9 protein-coding genes are annotated in these 15,657 nt (G+C 48.9%); 8 read left to right on the forward strand and 1 reads right to left on the reverse strand.

The genetic code is table 11. The annotated features are described in order from the left end of the window. Window positions 1-25 precede the first annotated feature (25 nt). The 3 genes from ptrA to recD are packed head-to-tail and all read left to right on the forward strand — an operon-like array spanning window position 26 to window position 8,275. Window positions 26-2,914 (forward strand): pitrilysin, encoded by a 2,889-nt coding sequence (gene ptrA, locus A7Z29_RS05250; RefSeq protein ID WP_105289887.1) that lies wholly within the window; start codon window positions 26-28, stop codon window positions 2,912-2,914. Further along, complete coding sequence (gene recB / locus A7Z29_RS05255; protein ID WP_105289888.1) at window positions 2,907-6,449, forward strand: exodeoxyribonuclease V subunit beta; 3,543 nt, start codon at window positions 2,907-2,909, stop codon at window positions 6,447-6,449. Before ptrA ends, recB begins: the two co-directional genes overlap by 8 nt. Further along, complete coding sequence (recD, locus tag A7Z29_RS05260) at window positions 6,449-8,275, forward strand: exodeoxyribonuclease V subunit alpha (protein WP_105289889.1); 1,827 nt, start codon at window positions 6,449-6,451, stop codon at window positions 8,273-8,275. Before recB ends, recD begins: the two co-directional genes overlap by 1 nt. Window positions 8,276-8,356: 81 nt before the next feature. On the opposite strand, the gene argA is transcribed toward recD, so the two are convergent. After that, window positions 8,357-9,688 (reverse strand): amino-acid N-acetyltransferase, encoded by a 1,332-nt coding sequence (gene argA / locus A7Z29_RS05265; RefSeq protein WP_000237965.1) that lies wholly within the window; start codon window positions 9,686-9,688, stop codon window positions 8,357-8,359. A gap of 230 nt (window positions 9,689-9,918) precedes the next feature. On the opposite strand from argA, the gene amiC reads away from it, so the two are divergent. From amiC to A7Z29_RS05295, 5 genes are all read left to right on the forward strand, one after another. Next, complete coding sequence (amiC, locus tag A7Z29_RS05275; RefSeq protein ID WP_000016908.1) at window positions 9,919-11,172, forward strand: N-acetylmuramoyl-L-alanine amidase AmiC; 1,254 nt, start codon at window positions 9,919-9,921, stop codon at window positions 11,170-11,172. A gap of 260 nt (window positions 11,173-11,432) precedes the next feature. Further along, the gene (locus A7Z29_RS05280) at window positions 11,433-12,257 is read left to right on the forward strand and encodes a PRD domain-containing protein (RefSeq protein ID WP_105289927.1); all 825 of its coding nucleotides are present in this window, start codon (window positions 11,433-11,435) and stop codon (window positions 12,255-12,257) included. A 31-nt stretch (window positions 12,258-12,288) separates the two neighbouring features. Further along, the gene (locus A7Z29_RS05285; protein ID WP_105289890.1) at window positions 12,289-13,869 is read left to right on the forward strand and encodes a PTS transporter subunit EIIC; all 1,581 of its coding nucleotides are present in this window, start codon (window positions 12,289-12,291) and stop codon (window positions 13,867-13,869) included. Next, on the forward strand, window positions 13,869-15,077 hold the full coding sequence (locus A7Z29_RS05290) for a MalY/PatB family protein (protein WP_105289891.1): 1,209 nt from the start codon (window positions 13,869-13,871) through the stop codon (window positions 15,075-15,077). Before A7Z29_RS05285 ends, A7Z29_RS05290 begins: the two co-directional genes overlap by 1 nt. Next, window positions 15,046-15,642 carry a KpsF/GutQ family sugar-phosphate isomerase gene (locus A7Z29_RS05295; RefSeq protein ID WP_105289892.1) on the forward strand — a complete coding sequence of 199 codons (597 nt, stop codon included), beginning with the start codon at window positions 15,046-15,048 and terminating at the stop codon, window positions 15,640-15,642. Before A7Z29_RS05290 ends, A7Z29_RS05295 begins: the two co-directional genes overlap by 32 nt. Window positions 15,643-15,657 lie beyond the last annotated feature (15 nt).

The raw sequence follows: 15,657 nt of genomic DNA on the forward strand, positions 1-15,657 counted from the left end.
ATAAAGTTGATAATGAGGTTCGTGAATGCCCCGCAGCACCTGGTTCAAAGCATTACTGTTGTTTGTTGCCCTTTGGGCACCCTTAAGTCAGGCAGAAACGGGATGGCAGCCGATTCAGGAAACCATCCGTAAAAGTGATAAAGATAACCGCCAGTATCAGGCTATACGTCTGGATAACGGTATGGTGGTCTTGCTGGTTTCTGATCCGCAGGCGGTTAAATCGCTTTCGGCGCTGGTAGTGCCCGTTGGGTCGCTGGAAGATCCTGAAGCGTATCAGGGGCTGGCACATTACCTTGAACATATGAGTCTGATGGGTTCGAAAAAGTACCCTCAAGCAGATAGCCTCGCTGAATATCTCAAAATGCACGGCGGCAGTCACAATGCCAGCACGGCACCATATCGCACCGCTTTCTATCTGGAAGTTGAGAACGATGCCTTGCCCGGTGCGGTAGATCGCCTGGCCGATGCTATTGCAGAACCCTTACTCGACAAGAAATATGCCGAACGTGAACGTAATGCAGTGAACGCTGAATTAACCATGGCGCGCACGCGTGACGGGATGCGCATGGCACAGGTCAGCGCAGAAACCATTAACCCGGCGCACCCAGGTTCAAAGTTTTCTGGCGGTAACCTGGAAACCTTAAGCGACAAACCCGGTAATCCTGTGCAGCAGGCGCTGAAAGATTTCCATGAGAAATATTACTCTGCCAATCTGATGAAGGCGGTTATCTACAGCAACAAACCATTGCCGGAACTGGCAAAAATGGCGGCGGACACCTTCGGTCGCGTGCCTAACAAAGAGAGCCAGAAACCGGAAATCACCGTGCCGGTAGTCACCGACGCGCAAAAGGGCATTATCATTCATTACGTCCCGGCGCTGCCGCGTAAAGTGCTGCGCGTCGAGTTTCGCATCGATAACAACTCGGAGAAGTTCCGTAGTAAAACGGATGAGTTGATTACCTATCTGATTGGTAATCGCAGCCCAGGTACACTTTCTGACTGGCTGCAAAAGCAGGGATTAGTTGAGGGCATTAGCGCCAACTCCGATCCTATCGTCAACGGTAACAGCGGCGTATTAGCGATTTCTGCGTCCTTAACCGATAAAGGTCTGGCGAATCGCGATCAGGTTGTGGCGGCCATTTTCAGCTACCTCAATCTGTTACGCGAAAAAGGGATTGATAAACAGTATTTCGATGAGCTGGCGAATGTGCTGGATATCGACTTCCGTTATCCGTCAATCACCCGTGATATGGATTACGTCGAATGGTTGGCGGATACCATGATTCGCGTTCCTGTTGAGCATACGCTGGATGCAGTCAATATTGCCGATCGGTACGATGCTAAAGCAGTAAAAGAACGTCTGGCGATGATGACGCCGCAGAACGCGCGTATCTGGTATATCAGCCCGAAAGAGCCGCACAATAAAACGGCTTACTTTGTCGATGCGCCGTATCAGGTCGATAAAATCAGCGCACAAACCTTCGCTGACTGGCAGAAAAAAGCCGCCGACATTGCACTCTCCTTGCCGGAGCTTAACCCCTATATTCCTGACGATTTCTCGCTGATTAAGTCAGAGAAGAAATACGACCATCCAGAGCTGATTGTTGATGAGTCGAATCTGCGTGTGGTGTATGCGCCAAGCCGCTATTTTGCCAGCGAACCCAAAGCTGATGTCAGCCTGATTTTGCGTAACCCGAAAGCCATGGACAGCGCCCGTAATCAGGTAATGTTTGCGCTCAATGATTATCTCGCAGGGCTGGCGCTTGATCAGTTAAGCAACCAGGCGTCAGTTGGTGGCATTAGTTTTTCCACCAACGCTAACAACGGCCTTATGGTCAATGCTAATGGTTACACTCAGCGGCTGCCGCAGCTTTTCCAGGCTCTGCTGGAGGGCTACTTTAGCTATACCGCTACGGAAGATCAGCTTGAGCAGGCGAAATCCTGGTATAACCAGATGATGGATTCCGCAGAAAAGGGCAAAGCGTTTGAGCAGGCGATTATGCCCGCGCAAATGCTCTCGCAGGTGCCATACTTCTCGCGAGATGAGCGACGTAAAATTTTGCCCTCCATTACTTTGAAAGAAGTGCTGGCCTATCGCGACGCCTTAAAATCAGGGGCTCGACCAGAGTTTATGGTTATCGGCAACATGACTGAAGCCCAGGCAACAACGCTGGCACGCGATGTGCAAAAACAGTTGGGCGCTGATGGTTCAGAGTGGTGTCGTAACAAAGATGTAGTGGTTGAGAAAAAACAGTCCGTCATCTTTGAAAAAGCCGGTAACAGCACCGACTCTGCCCTGGCAGCGGTTTTCGTACCGACTGGCTACGATGAATACACCAGTTCAGCCTACAGTTCTCTGCTGGCGCAGATTGTTCAGCCGTGGTTCTACAATCAGTTGCGTACTGAAGAACAATTGGGCTATGCCGTGTTTGCGTTTCCAATGAGCGTGGGGCGTCAGTGGGGCATGGGCTTCCTTTTGCAAAGCAATGATAAACAGCCTTCATTCTTGTGGGAGCGATACAAAGCCTTTTTCCCAACCGCAGAGGCAAAATTGCGGGCGATGAAGCCAGAAGAGTTTGCCCAAATCCAGCAGGCGGTGATTACCCAGATGCTGCAGGCACCGCAAACGCTCGGCGAAGAAGCATCGAAGTTAAGTAAAGATTTCGATCGCGGCAATATGCGCTTCGATTCGCGTGATAAAATCGTGGCACAGATAAAACTGCTGACGCCGCAAAAACTGGCCGATTTCTTCCATCAGGCGGTGGTCGAGCCGCAAGGCATGGCTATCCTGTCGCAGATTTCCGGCAGCCAGAACGGGAAAGCCGAATATGTGCATCCTGAAGGCTGGAAAGTATGGGAGAACGTCAGCGCGTTGCAGCAAACAATGCCCCTGATGAGTGAAAAGAATGAGTGATGTCGCCGAGACACTAGATCCTTTGCGCTTGCCCTTACAGGGCGAGCGCCTGATTGAAGCCTCTGCCGGCACAGGCAAAACCTTTACGATTGCGGCGCTCTATTTGCGCCTGTTACTTGGACTAGGCGGTTCCTCCGCCTTTCCCCGCCCATTGACCGTTGAAGAACTGCTGGTAGTAACCTTTACCGAGGCTGCCACTGCAGAATTGCGCGGTCGTATCCGTAGCAATATTCATGAATTACGCATCGCCTGTCTGCGTGAAACCACCGACAATCCGCTGTATGCACGACTGCTGGAAGAGATCGACGATAAAGCGCAAGCCGCGCAGTGGTTGCTGTTAGCTGAGCGACAGATGGATGAAGCAGCAGTCTTTACCATCCACGGTTTTTGCCAGCGAATGCTCAACCTGAATGCCTTTGAATCCGGCATGTTGTTTGAGCAGCAGCTGATTGAAGACGAGTCTCTACTGCGCTACCAGGCCTGCGCCGATTTCTGGCGTCGCCATTGCTACCCGTTACCGCGTGAAATTGCCCAGGTCGTCTTTGAAACCTGGAAAGGGCCGCAGGCGTTACTGCGAGATATTAACCGTTATCTGCAAGGGGAAGCGCCGGTTATCAAAGCGCCGCCGCCCGATGATGAAACTCTGGCTTCCCGCCATGCGCAAATTGTGGCGCGTATCGATGCCGTAAAACAGCAGTGGCGTGACGCAGTAGGTGAACTGGATGCGCTGATCGAATCTTCCGGTATTGATCGCCGCAAGTTTAACCGTAGCAATCAGGCTAAATGGATAGACAAGATCAGCGCCTGGGCAGAAGAAGAGACCAACAGCTATCAGTTGCCGGAGTCGCTGGAAAAATTCTCTCAGCGTTTCTTAGAAGATCGCACGAAAGCCGGGGGGGAAACCCCGCGACATCCACTGTTTGAGGCGATCGAACAACTGCTTGCAGAACCATTGTCGATCCGTGATGTGGTGATCACCCGCGCATTGGCTGAGATCCGCGAAACAGTAGCGCGCGAAAAACGCCGCCGTGGCGAACTGGGCTTTGATGACATGCTAAGTCGGCTCGATTCCGCGCTGCGTAGCGAAAGCGGAGAGGCGCTGGCAACGGCGATCCGTACGCGCTTTCCAGTGGCAATGATCGACGAATTTCAGGATACCGACCCCCAGCAGTACCGGATTTTCCGCCGTATCTGGCACCATCAGCCGGAAACGGCGTTATTGCTGATTGGTGACCCGAAGCAGGCCATTTACGCATTCCGTGGCGCAGACATTTTCACCTACATGAAGGCGCGTAGCGAAGTTCACGCTCACTACACCTTAGATACCAACTGGCGTTCTGCGCCGGGAATGGTGAACAGTGTGAACAAACTTTTCAGCCAGGCTGATGACGCTTTCATGTTCCGCGAAATTCCGTTTATTCCAGTGAAATCAGCCGGAAAAAATCAGGCACTGCGTTTTGTATTTAAAGGTGAAACGCAGCCGGCGATGAAAATGTGGCTGATGGAAGGTGAAAGCTGCGGTATTGGCGATTATCAAAGTACCATGGCGCAGGTATGTGCTGCGCAAATCCGGGACTGGCTACAGGCCGGGCAGCGGGGCGAAGCATTGCTGATGAATGGCGACACCGCGCGTCCTGTTCGCGCCTCGGACATCAGTGTGCTGGTACGCAGCCGCCAGGAGGCCGCCCAGGTGCGCGATGCCTTAACGCTGCTGGAAATCCCTTCCGTTTACCTTTCGAACCGCGACAGTGTTTTTGAAACACTGGAAGCGCAGGAGATGCTTTGGCTGTTGCAGGCTGTAATGACGCCTGAACGTGAGAACACTCTGCGCAGTGCGTTAGCAACGTCGATGATGGGGTTGAACGCCCTGGATATCGAAACGTTGAATGATGACGAAAATGTGTGGGATGCAGTCGTCGAAGAATTTGATGGATATCGACAAATCTGGCGCAAACGCGGCGTTATGCCGATGCTGCGGGCGCTGATGTCGGCGCGCAACATTGCAGAAAACCTGCTGGCCACGGCAGGTGGCGAGCGGCGTCTTACCGATATCTTGCATATCAGCGAACTGCTACAAGAAGCCGGAACGCAGCTGGAAAGTGAACATGCGCTGGTACGCTGGTTATCGCAACATATCCTCGAACCCGACAGTAATGCCTCCAGCCAGCAAATGCGCCTCGAAAGTGACAAACATCTGGTGCAGATCGTCACGATCCATAAATCAAAAGGGCTGGAATATCCGCTTGTCTGGTTGCCGTTTATTACCAATTTTCGCGTCCAGGATCAGGCGTTCTATCACGATCGTCATTCATTTGAGGCTGTACTTGATCTTAACGCTGCGCCAGAAAGCGTCGATCTCGCCGAGGCAGAGCGTCTGGCGGAAGATCTGCGTTTGCTTTACGTGGCGCTGACGCGTTCGGTCTGGCATTGCAGTCTCGGCGTTGCGCCGCTGGTGCGCCGTCGTGGTGATAAAAAAGGTGACACCGACGTCCACCAAAGTGCGCTCGGGCGTTTGCTGCAAAAAGGGGAACCGCAAGATGCGGCAGGGCTTCGCGCCTGTATTGAAGCGTTATGCGATGATGATATTACCTGGCAAACGGCACAAACTGGTGATAACCAGCCCTGGCAGGTTAATGATGTTTTAACTGCAGAACTGAATGCGAAGACGCTACAACGATTGCCCGGCGATAACTGGCGCGTCACCAGTTATTCAGGTTTGCAGCAGCGTGGTCATGGTATCGCTCAGGATCTGATGCCACGGCTGGATGTTGATGCCGCAGGCGTGGTCAGCGTCGTTGAAGAACCGACGTTAACACCGCATCAGTTCCCGCGTGGTGCCTCACCGGGGACGTTCTTGCACAGTTTGTTTGAAGACCTCGATTTTACCCAGCCGGTTGACCCGAACTGGGTGCGGGAAAAACTGGAACTTGGCGGCTTTGAACCGCAGTGGGAACCGGTGTTGACTGAGTGGATCACCGCTATTCTTCAGGCGCCGCTCAATGAAACTGGCGTCACTCTGAGTCAGCTTTCCGACCGCGATAAACAGGTGGAGATGGAGTTTTACCTGCCGATTAGCGAACCGCTCATCGCCAGCCAGCTTGATGCACTAATTCGCCAGTTTGACCCGCTATCGGCTGGCTGCCCGCCGCTGGAGTTCATGCAGGTACGCGGCATGTTAAAAGGCTTTATCGACCTGGTGTTCCGCCACGAAGGGCGTTATTACCTGCTCGACTATAAATCCAACTGGTTGGGTGAAGACAGTTCGGCTTACACCCAACAGGCTATGGCAGCGGCAATGCAGGCACACCGATATGATCTGCAATATCAGCTTTATACCCTGGCGCTGCATCGTTATCTGCGCCATCGCATTGCTGATTACGACTATGAGCGTCACTTTGGCGGCGTTATTTATCTGTTCCTGCGTGGCGTTGATAAAGAACATCCGCAACAAGGGATTTACGCAACCCGACCCAACGCCGGGTTGATTGACCTGATGGATGAGATGTTTGCCGGTATGACCCTGGAGGAGGCGTAATGAAATTGCAAAAGCAATTACTGGAAGCTGTGGAGCACAAACAGCTACGCCCGCTGGATGTGCAATTTGCCCTGACTGTGGCGGGTGATGAACATCCTGCCGTCACCCTCGCGGCGGCACTGTTAAGTCATGATGCCGGAGAGGGACACGTCTGTTTGCCGCTTTCACGACTGGAAAATAACGAGGCGTCGCATCCGCTGTTGGCGACCTGTGTCAGTGAAATCGGTGAGCTACAAAATTGGGAAGAGTGCTTGCTGGCTTCACAAGCGGTCAGCCGGGGAGATGAACCAACGCCAATGATCCTCTGTGGCGATCGTCTTTACCTGAATCGCATGTGGTGTAACGAGCGCACAGTGGCACGCTTTTTCAACGAAGTGAATCATGCCATTGAGGTGGATGAAGCTCTACTGGCGCAAACCCTGGACAAACTTTTTCCAGTAAGCGATGAAATTAACTGGCAAAAAGTGGCGGCAGCGGTGGCGCTGACGCGGCGGATCTCGGTGATTTCCGGCGGCCCTGGCACCGGTAAAACGACCACCGTGGCGAAGTTGTTGGCTGCGTTAATTCAGATGGCCGACGGTGAACGCTGCCGTATCCGACTGGCCGCGCCAACGGGGAAAGCTGCTGCGCGCTTAACCGAATCGCTTGGCAAGGCTTTGCGCCAGTTACCGCTGACCGATGAACAAAAGAAACGCATTCCGGAAGATGCCAGCACTTTGCACCGATTGCTGGGTGCGCAGCCAGGTAGCCAGCGTTTACGTCATCATGCCGGTAACCCGCTGCATCTTGATGTGCTGGTGGTAGATGAAGCATCAATGATCGATCTGCCTATGATGTCGAGGCTGATCGACGCCTTGCCCGATCATGCGCGAGTGATCTTTCTTGGCGATCGTGATCAACTGGCCTCGGTTGAGGCTGGGGCTGTGCTGGGCGATATCTGCGCCTATGCCAACGCGGGCTTTACCGCCGAGCGTGCCGGGCAGCTAAGCCGCCTGACGGGAACTCACGTTCCGGCAGGAACTGGCACAGAAGCGGCATCTTTGCGTGACAGTCTCTGCCTGCTGCAAAAAAGCTACCGTTTCGGCAGCGATTCTGGCATTGGTCAGTTAGCTGCGGCGATTAACCGTGGTGATAAAACGGCAGTGAAAACTGTTTTTCAGCAGGATTTTACTGACATCGAAAAACGGCTTTTGCAGAACGGCGAAGACTATATTGCGATGCTTGAAGAAGCTCTTGCGGGTTACGGACGTTATCTGGATCTGCTACAAGCACGTGCCGAGCCGGATTTAATCATTCAGGCGTTCAATGAATACCAGCTTTTGTGCGCCCTGCGGGAAGGGCCGTTTGGCGTCGCTGGACTGAATGAGCGAATTGAACAGTTTATGCAACAGAAGCGCAAAATTCATCGTCATCCGCATTCGCGCTGGTACGAAGGCAGACCGGTGATGATTGCCCGTAATGACAGCGCGCTTGGGTTGTTTAATGGCGATATCGGTATTGCGCTGGATCGCGGGCAGGGGACGCGCGTCTGGTTTGCGATGCCGGACGGCAGTATTAAGTCTGTGCAACCGAGCCGCCTGCCAGAGCACGAAACCACATGGGCGATGACGGTACATAAATCGCAGGGATCGGAGTTCGACCATGCGGCGTTGATTTTACCGAGCCAGCGTACACCGGTAGTAACGCGAGAACTGGTTTACACTGCGGTAACCCGCGCGCGTCGACGTTTGTCTCTGTATGCCGATGAGCGTATTTTGAGTGCGGCAATCGCCACGCGCACTGAGCGGCGCAGTGGTCTGGCGGCATTGTTTAGTTCGCGGGAATAAACGTGATTGCCGGATGCGACGCATGGGCGTCTTATCATGCCTACGAGTGTTATGCATGTCGCATCCGGCGATTTCCATCGCTTACCCTAAATCCGCCATCAACACTTTGGATTTACGCTGGTAGTTGTACAACTGCTTTTTGCTCTCGGGCAGTAAATCAATATCCACTGGGGTAAATCCACGTTCCTGGAACCAGTGAATACTGCGCGTGGTCAGCACAAATAATTTGCTTAAGCCGCTCTGCTTCGCCTGAGCGGCAATGCGTTCCAGCAGAACCTCGCCCCGTGATGAACTGCGGTAATCCGGGTGAACTGCCACACAGGCCATTTCCCCAATCTTCTCTTCCGGGAAAGGATAGAGCGCGGCGCAGGCAATAGTCGTGTTATCGCGCTGAATAATGGTGAATTTGTCGATTTCCATCTCCAGCTGCTCGCGAGAACGACGTACCAGAATGCCTTGCTGCTCCAGCGGGCGAATCAACTCCAGAATGCCGCCAATATCGTTGATTGTTGCGCGACGAATCTGCTCCGCGCTTTCCATCACAATTTGCGTACCGATACCGTCACGTGAGAACAACTCTTGCAACAGCGCGCCATCTTCCTGATAACTGATTAAATGACAGCGACGAACACCACTGCGGCAGGCTTTCACCGCACCACGCAAAAAGCGCACCGTACCGGAGTTGTAATCGCCTTTCTCTTCCTGGGCTTCTACTCGCGCTTGCGCCTCGTTAGGGAAAAGTTCGGAGACAATATCGCCATCATCATTGGTGACGCCCTGTGAAGAGCAAAAACCAATCATCTTCTCGGCTTTCAGTTTGATGGCAAGTTGTGTGGCAATCTCTTCCGAGGTCAGGTTAAAGCTCTCGCCAGTGACCGAAACCGCCACCGGGCCCATCAGCACAATGGCACCGCTATCCAGTTGGCGATGAATCGCTTCTTCGTCAATCCGCCGGATGCGTCCGCTATGGCAGTAATCCACGCCATCATCCACGCCCAGCGGTTGTGCAATAATAAAATTGCCACTGACGACATTGATATGAGCGCCCTGCAACGGCGTGTTGTTGAGGCTCATCGACAGGCGAGCAGTGATGTCCAGTTGCAATGTCCCCGCAGCCTGCTTCACCAGCTCCAGCGTTTTGCCGTCAGTCACGCGTATATTCTTATGGTACAGCGGTTCGTGATGATGCGCCGCCAGATTCGCGTCGATCTGTGGACGCGCGCCATAGACGACGACCAGACGGATGCCGAGGCTGTGCAACAACCCGATATCATTAACGATACTGGAGAAATTCTCATGCTCAATGGCTTCGCCGCCGAGCATGATGACAAACGTTTTTCCCCGGTGGGTATTGATATAAGGAACCGAATGGCGGAATCCCTCGACCAGCTCGGTTTTACGTTCCTTAACCACGGCACACCTCTTTGCATGATTATTCGAAATTAATGTATTTTTATTCTGTTTTTTCGCCGTATGCAAGTGCGAATTTTACGCATGAGCAACTTTTTTATCAGTAATGCCGTGAATATAAAAAGAATGTTTACCGTTTTATAGATGACAGATTATGCGTCTTTCGCTAAAGTTTCCGGTCAAATTGGTCGTTTACTTGTTACACAGCTTAGATTTTTTTGCTCGGGAGAGGCATGTCAGGATCCAATACTGCAATCAGCCGTCGTCGTTTACTGCAAGGCGCGGGTGCCATGTGGCTATTGAGCGTAAGTCAGGTCAGCCTGGCTGCGGTCAGCCAGGTCGTGGCGGTGCGCGTCTGGCCTGCGTCCAGCTATACCCGTGTGACGGTTGAATCAAACCGTCAGCTGAAATATAAGCAGTTCGCGTTGAGTAATCCTGAGCGCGTGGTGGTAGATATTGAAGATGTAAACCTGAACTCGGTGCTCAAGGGGATGGCGGCACAAATTCGTGCTGACGACCCGTTCATCAAGTCAGCACGCGTCGGGCAATTTGATCCGCAAACCGTGCGGATGGTTTTTGAATTAAAGCAAAACGTAAAACCACAGATGTTTGCCCTCGCGCCGGTTGCCGGATTTAAAGAGCGTCTGGTGATGGATCTCTATCCGGTCAATGCGCAGGATATGCAAGACCCGCTGCTGGCGCTGCTGGAGGATTACAACAAAGGCGATCTCGAAAAACAGGTGCCGCCTGCGCAAAGTGGTCCGCAGCCAGGTAAGGCAGGGCGCGATCGCCCGATTGTCATCATGCTTGACCCTGGCCACGGTGGCGAAGACTCCGGCGCGGTGGGGAAATACAAAACGCGTGAAAAAGACGTGGTATTACAGATTGCCCGCCGTCTGCGCTCTCTGATCGAGAAAGAGGGCAATATGAAGGTGTACATGACGCGTAATGAAGACATCTTCATTCCATTGCAAGTGCGCGTAGCAAAAGCACAGAAACAACGTGCTGACCTGTTTGTCTCTATCCATGCAGATGCCTTTACCAGCCGCCAGCCGAGCGGCTCCTCGGTGTTTGCGCTTTCGACCAAAGGCGCAACCAGTACTGCGGCAAAATATCTGGCGCAAACCCAGAACGCCTCGGACTTAATTGGTGGTGTGAGCAAAAGTGGCGACCGCTATGTCGACCACACCATGTTTGATATGGTTCAGTCGCTGACCATTGCCGACAGCCTGAAGTTTGGTAGAGCAGTACTGAATAAACTAGGGAAAATCAATAAGTTGCATAAAAATCAGGTCGAGCAGGCCGGGTTTGCCGTGCTGAAAGCGCCTGATATTCCCTCCATTCTGGTCGAAACGGCGTTTATCAGTAACGTTGAGGAAGAGCGCAAACTGAAAACGGCGACTTTCCAGCAGGAAGTTGCAGAGTCCATTCTTGCGGGAATTAAAGCGTATTTTGCCGATGGAGCGACGCTGGCGAGAAGGGGATGATGTTTAATTTATCCATTCAATGAATTTATATTTAATTGAATGGATATCATTTATATGAATGTTAAACGATGATTTTGTGACTGCTGTCGAATATTTGAAAGTTAGCTTGAAAAATAAGCCTAGCGTCTCTTTTATTAAAGGCAATCCAGTGTAAGGTATAGGCATTAGTTAATCATCTTGTAACTGTTAAATCAGGCAAGGCAATGTTTGAAGTAATTATTACTTCTGACGTGCCTTGCCTTTTTTTTTGGAGCCATGAAATGATCATCGAAAAAGTCATGAACAATAATTGTGTGCAGGCATCGATGAATGGACAGGAGGTTATCATTTCTGGACCTGGCGTCGGTTACAACAAAAAATATGGTATGTCTGTACCCGAGCATCCGGCTAACCGAATTTTTTATGTCAGGAATGAGCAAAAAAATAAACTCTACAAACTGATTGAGCATGTGGATATTGAGTATGTATTTGTGGCTGAAAAGATAGTGCAATATGCGGAGATCAATCTTGAAAAAAAGCTAAATCCTTCGCTACTACTGATTCTTGCCGATCACATTTCGAATGCAATATCCCGAATCGCCTCCGGAATACAAATTAATAATGTTTTCCTTGAGGAAATCAAAGCGTTGTATAAAGCAGAATATGTGATAAGTCGGGATGCATTAACAATCATCAATGATCAGTTTAGCTTTCAACTTCCGGATGACGAGATTGGTTTTATTGCATTACATATTTTAAATAACTATGAAAACTCAATTGATTATGAATCTGTAAGAATTATTGAGTTGTCTCAAAAAATTACGGAGATTATTGAGGACATTTATAACAGAAGGGTGGACAGGAGTTCATTTAACTATTCAAGATTTATGATGCATCTTAAGTATTTTTCTTGTCGAGTATTATGCAATGAAAAAATAAAACAGAAAGATATTGGCGATATCTATGAACAGTTTCTTGAAAAAGATATTCAATTGCAACGCGCTATTCATGAAATAGAAAGGTATCTGTACAGCACGTTTAAATATGAATTGATTTTAGAAGAAAAGCTATATCTCTCTATTCGCACCAAAGTATTAATGGACTAACTACATATAATATTTTTATGAGATAACCAGCATGAAACAAAAGAAAGCCTGGAGTTTTTTTCAGAGCCTGGGGAAAGCATTTATGTATCCCATCGCTCTGCTAAGTGTATGTGGCATGATGTTAGGCCTGGGAAGTGGTTTAGCCAGTGATGACATGGCAAAGTTAATTCCATTGCTGGCCATTCCAATAATTAAAACCATACTTGATTTCATTGTTAGTCTTGGTTTGTTTGCTTTTGTTAATTTACCTGTACTATTTGCAATAGCGATTCCATTAGGATTATTAAAAGAGAAAGATGATAAAGCCTATGGTGCATTTTCTGGCTTAATTGGTTTTATGGCGATGCATTTGGGAACAAATTTTTACCTTAAACAACACGATTTATTGGTCGCTGCTGACCAAATGTCGACACATGGACAAACTATCATTCTTGGTATCCAGTCCTATAATACCAGTGTGCTGGGAGGGATTGTTTCAGGATTATTAGTCGCCAGCATTTATAAAAAGATCGTTAACTTACGCATTCCTGAGTCATTAGGTTTTTATAGTGGTCCGCGCCTGGTGCCTATCATTACACTAATTGTGATGAGTGGGTTTGGCCTGATTATTCCTTTTATCTGGCCGCCATTTTTCAATCTTTTCATGCTCATTGGTCACTGGATTTCAACTTCCGGTCCTGTCGGTTATTTCTTCTATGCAGTTGCTGAACGCGTGACGATACCTTTTGGCCTAAACCATCTGGTGACATCAGTTTTCCGATTTACCCCAATTGGCGGTTCGGCAGTAATTGGTGGCGAAGAATATTACGGCACCCTGAATATGTTTATGGCGTACGTCAAAGAGAATACTGTTATTCCGCTGGATTTGGCGGGGAAAATGGAACAGGGCAAACTGATGATCCAGTATGGTCTGGCTGGTGCCGCGCTGGCGATGTATCGCACCGCTCATGCTCAGAACAGAAAGGCCATCGAAGCATTGCTTATTTCCGGTGTGCTGACGGTCATTATTGGTGGCGTTAGCGAACCGATTGAATTTCTGTTCTTGTTTGTCAGTCCGCTGCTGTTTGTCTTCCATGCTTTTATGAATGGATTCGCTAACATGGTTCTGCCATATATGGGCGTGAAGATGGGGTTTACTGGCGATTTGATTCAGTTTATTAGCTTTGGTGTCTTACGTGGCACAAGAACGGGCTGGCCGATAGCGGTTTGTGTAGAAGTGGCCTATTTCTTTATTTATTACTCTGTGTTCCGTTGGACCATTCTTAAATTTAACCTGATGACCGTAGGACGTGAAGAGTCCAGCCCCATCGCGATAAACGCTCACGAAGATACTGCTATAGCGAATATCCCAACTCATGATAAATCAGAGCTGCAGGCGGCGGCGCAGATGGTTCAGGCACTTGGCGGTAGAGAGAATATTAAATCTCTGGATAATTGTGTAACTCGTTTACGTTTAACTATCGCAGATATGGGATTAATTGATGAGGTTGCGATAAAAAGAGCTGGAGGGATTGCGGTTGTTAAACTTGATCAAAATACCCTACAAGTCATTATCGGCACTAAAGTCATCGCCCTACGTCGGGATATGGATAATTACATGGGGATACGCTAATGGATATTTTTAATACCCCAATTTCCCGTAAAGGAACATATTGTACCCAGTGGGACTTTTGTCAGGACAGATTTGGTGTAAAAGATGTATTGCCATTCTCTATTTCAGATATGGATCTTCCGATACCGGAAGCTATCACCAGAGCATTAAAAAAACGCCTGGAACACCCGATTTTAGGGTACAGCCGTTGGCAACATGATGACTATCTGAATGCGATAGTTAATTGGTATTATAAACAGTATAAAACAGACATTAAACAAGAATGGATAACTTATAGCCCAAGTGTGATGTATTCCATTGCTAAAGCAATAGAGTTATTGACATCGAGTGGCGATAATATTCTTATTTTCACACCTGTTTATAACGCATTTTTTGATGTAATTAAAAATAGTGGACGAAATACGCTGGAAACTTCTTTGAGTAAAGATAACGAGGGAGGTTACGTTATCGACTGGCAAGATTTTGATCTAAAAATTAAAAAAGCGAAGATGGTGTTAATATGCAATCCTCATAACCCGACAGGAACCGTCTGGTCTGATGATTGTCTGCATAAAATCGCTGCAAGATGTGCAAGACAAAACGTTTGGTTGTGTTCAGATGAAATCCATAGTGATTTTGTATTTAATCGTTGCTTCACGTCTGCGCTTAAAATAATAAATGAAAAGGTGGTGGTGTTTAATTCGATATCGAAAACATTTAACGTTCCTGCGCTAACGGGTTCGTATATGATTTCACCTGATGAGAATTTCAATCACCAATTCAGAACGATATCGAGGTATCGCGATTTTGTAAACTCCCCATCAGTACTGAATGTAATTGCGACCATTGTTGCCTATAACGAATGTGAGGAATGGTTAACGTCATTAAAGAAACATCTTTCTTCAAATATTCAATTTACCCAGCGGTATATAAATGAAAACATTCCGGAGTTAATCGTGAAGCCGGCTGCTGGTTGCTATTTTTCGTGGATTAATTGCTCTGCCATTGGTTATCCCTTTGATAAATTCTACAGCCGATTAATTCACGAAGGCAAAGTAGGCATTATGGCGGGTCATGTCTATGGAACAGAAGGGGAGGGCTATCTTCGTCTGAACCTGGCTTGCAGTCGAGAAAAGTTATATATGGGACTTACGCGCATTGCAGGTGTAATCAGAAATATTAATCAGGAAAAAGAAAATGAACAACACGGATCTTATCCATCTTATTAAACATTTTATGCGCAACGAGCATAAAGCAGTTGAAGAGGTTATCGATTCTCCCCTTTCGGAATTTGCTGCTTTAATTAAAATATTACAATCTTGTCAGGGTAAAGTTGTTTTTATTGGCGTAGGGAAGTCCGGCATTATTGCCAGAAAACTTGCTGCAACATTTGCCAGCACCGGAACTCCCTCGTTTTTTATTCACGGTACGGAAGCGGTACATGGCGATCTTGGAATGGTGACGAAAAACGATATTGTTATTCTTATTTCAAACAGTGGTGAGACGGCAGAAATTCTGGCAACACTACCGAGTCTGAAAAAAATGGGTAATTATTTGGTCTCCTTTACTCGCAGTCATCGCTCATCGCTTGCGATAAGTTGTGATTTATCCGTTGAAATTCCCGTCAAAAGCGAGGCGGATAATTTAGGTTTAGCGCCGTCATGTTCGTCTACAGTGGTTTTGGTTGTTGGTGATGCGGTGGCGCTTGCACTCTCCGAATTGAAAAAATTTACTCGTGCCGATTTCGGCTTATATCATCCAGGAGGTGCGCTCGGTATTAAAGCAAACTCATAGTTTCAGAATATAAAA

Origin of the sequence: Escherichia sp. MOD1-EC6842 (assembly GCF_002965705.1) — a bacterium.
In the GTDB taxonomy this organism is placed as follows: Bacteria; Pseudomonadota; Gammaproteobacteria; order Enterobacterales; family Enterobacteriaceae; genus Escherichia; species Escherichia ruysiae.

Coding starts and splice junctions, on each gene's coding strand:
- ptrA (WP_105289887.1), top strand. CDS start 26: ATGCCCCGCAGCACCTGGTTCAAAGCATTACTGTTGTTTGTTGCCCTT.
- recB (WP_105289888.1), top strand. CDS start 2,907: ATGAGTGATGTCGCCGAGACACTAGATCCTTTGCGCTTGCCCTTACAG.
- recD (WP_105289889.1), top strand. CDS start 6,449: ATGAAATTGCAAAAGCAATTACTGGAAGCTGTGGAGCACAAACAGCTA.
- amiC (WP_000016908.1), top strand. CDS start 9,919: ATGTCAGGATCCAATACTGCAATCAGCCGTCGTCGTTTACTGCAAGGC.
- A7Z29_RS05280 (WP_105289927.1), top strand. CDS start 11,433: ATGATCATCGAAAAAGTCATGAACAATAATTGTGTGCAGGCATCGATG.
- A7Z29_RS05285 (WP_105289890.1), top strand. CDS start 12,289: ATGAAACAAAAGAAAGCCTGGAGTTTTTTTCAGAGCCTGGGGAAAGCA.
- A7Z29_RS05290 (WP_105289891.1), top strand. CDS start 13,869: ATGGATATTTTTAATACCCCAATTTCCCGTAAAGGAACATATTGTACC.
- A7Z29_RS05295 (WP_105289892.1), top strand. CDS start 15,046: ATGAACAACACGGATCTTATCCATCTTATTAAACATTTTATGCGCAAC.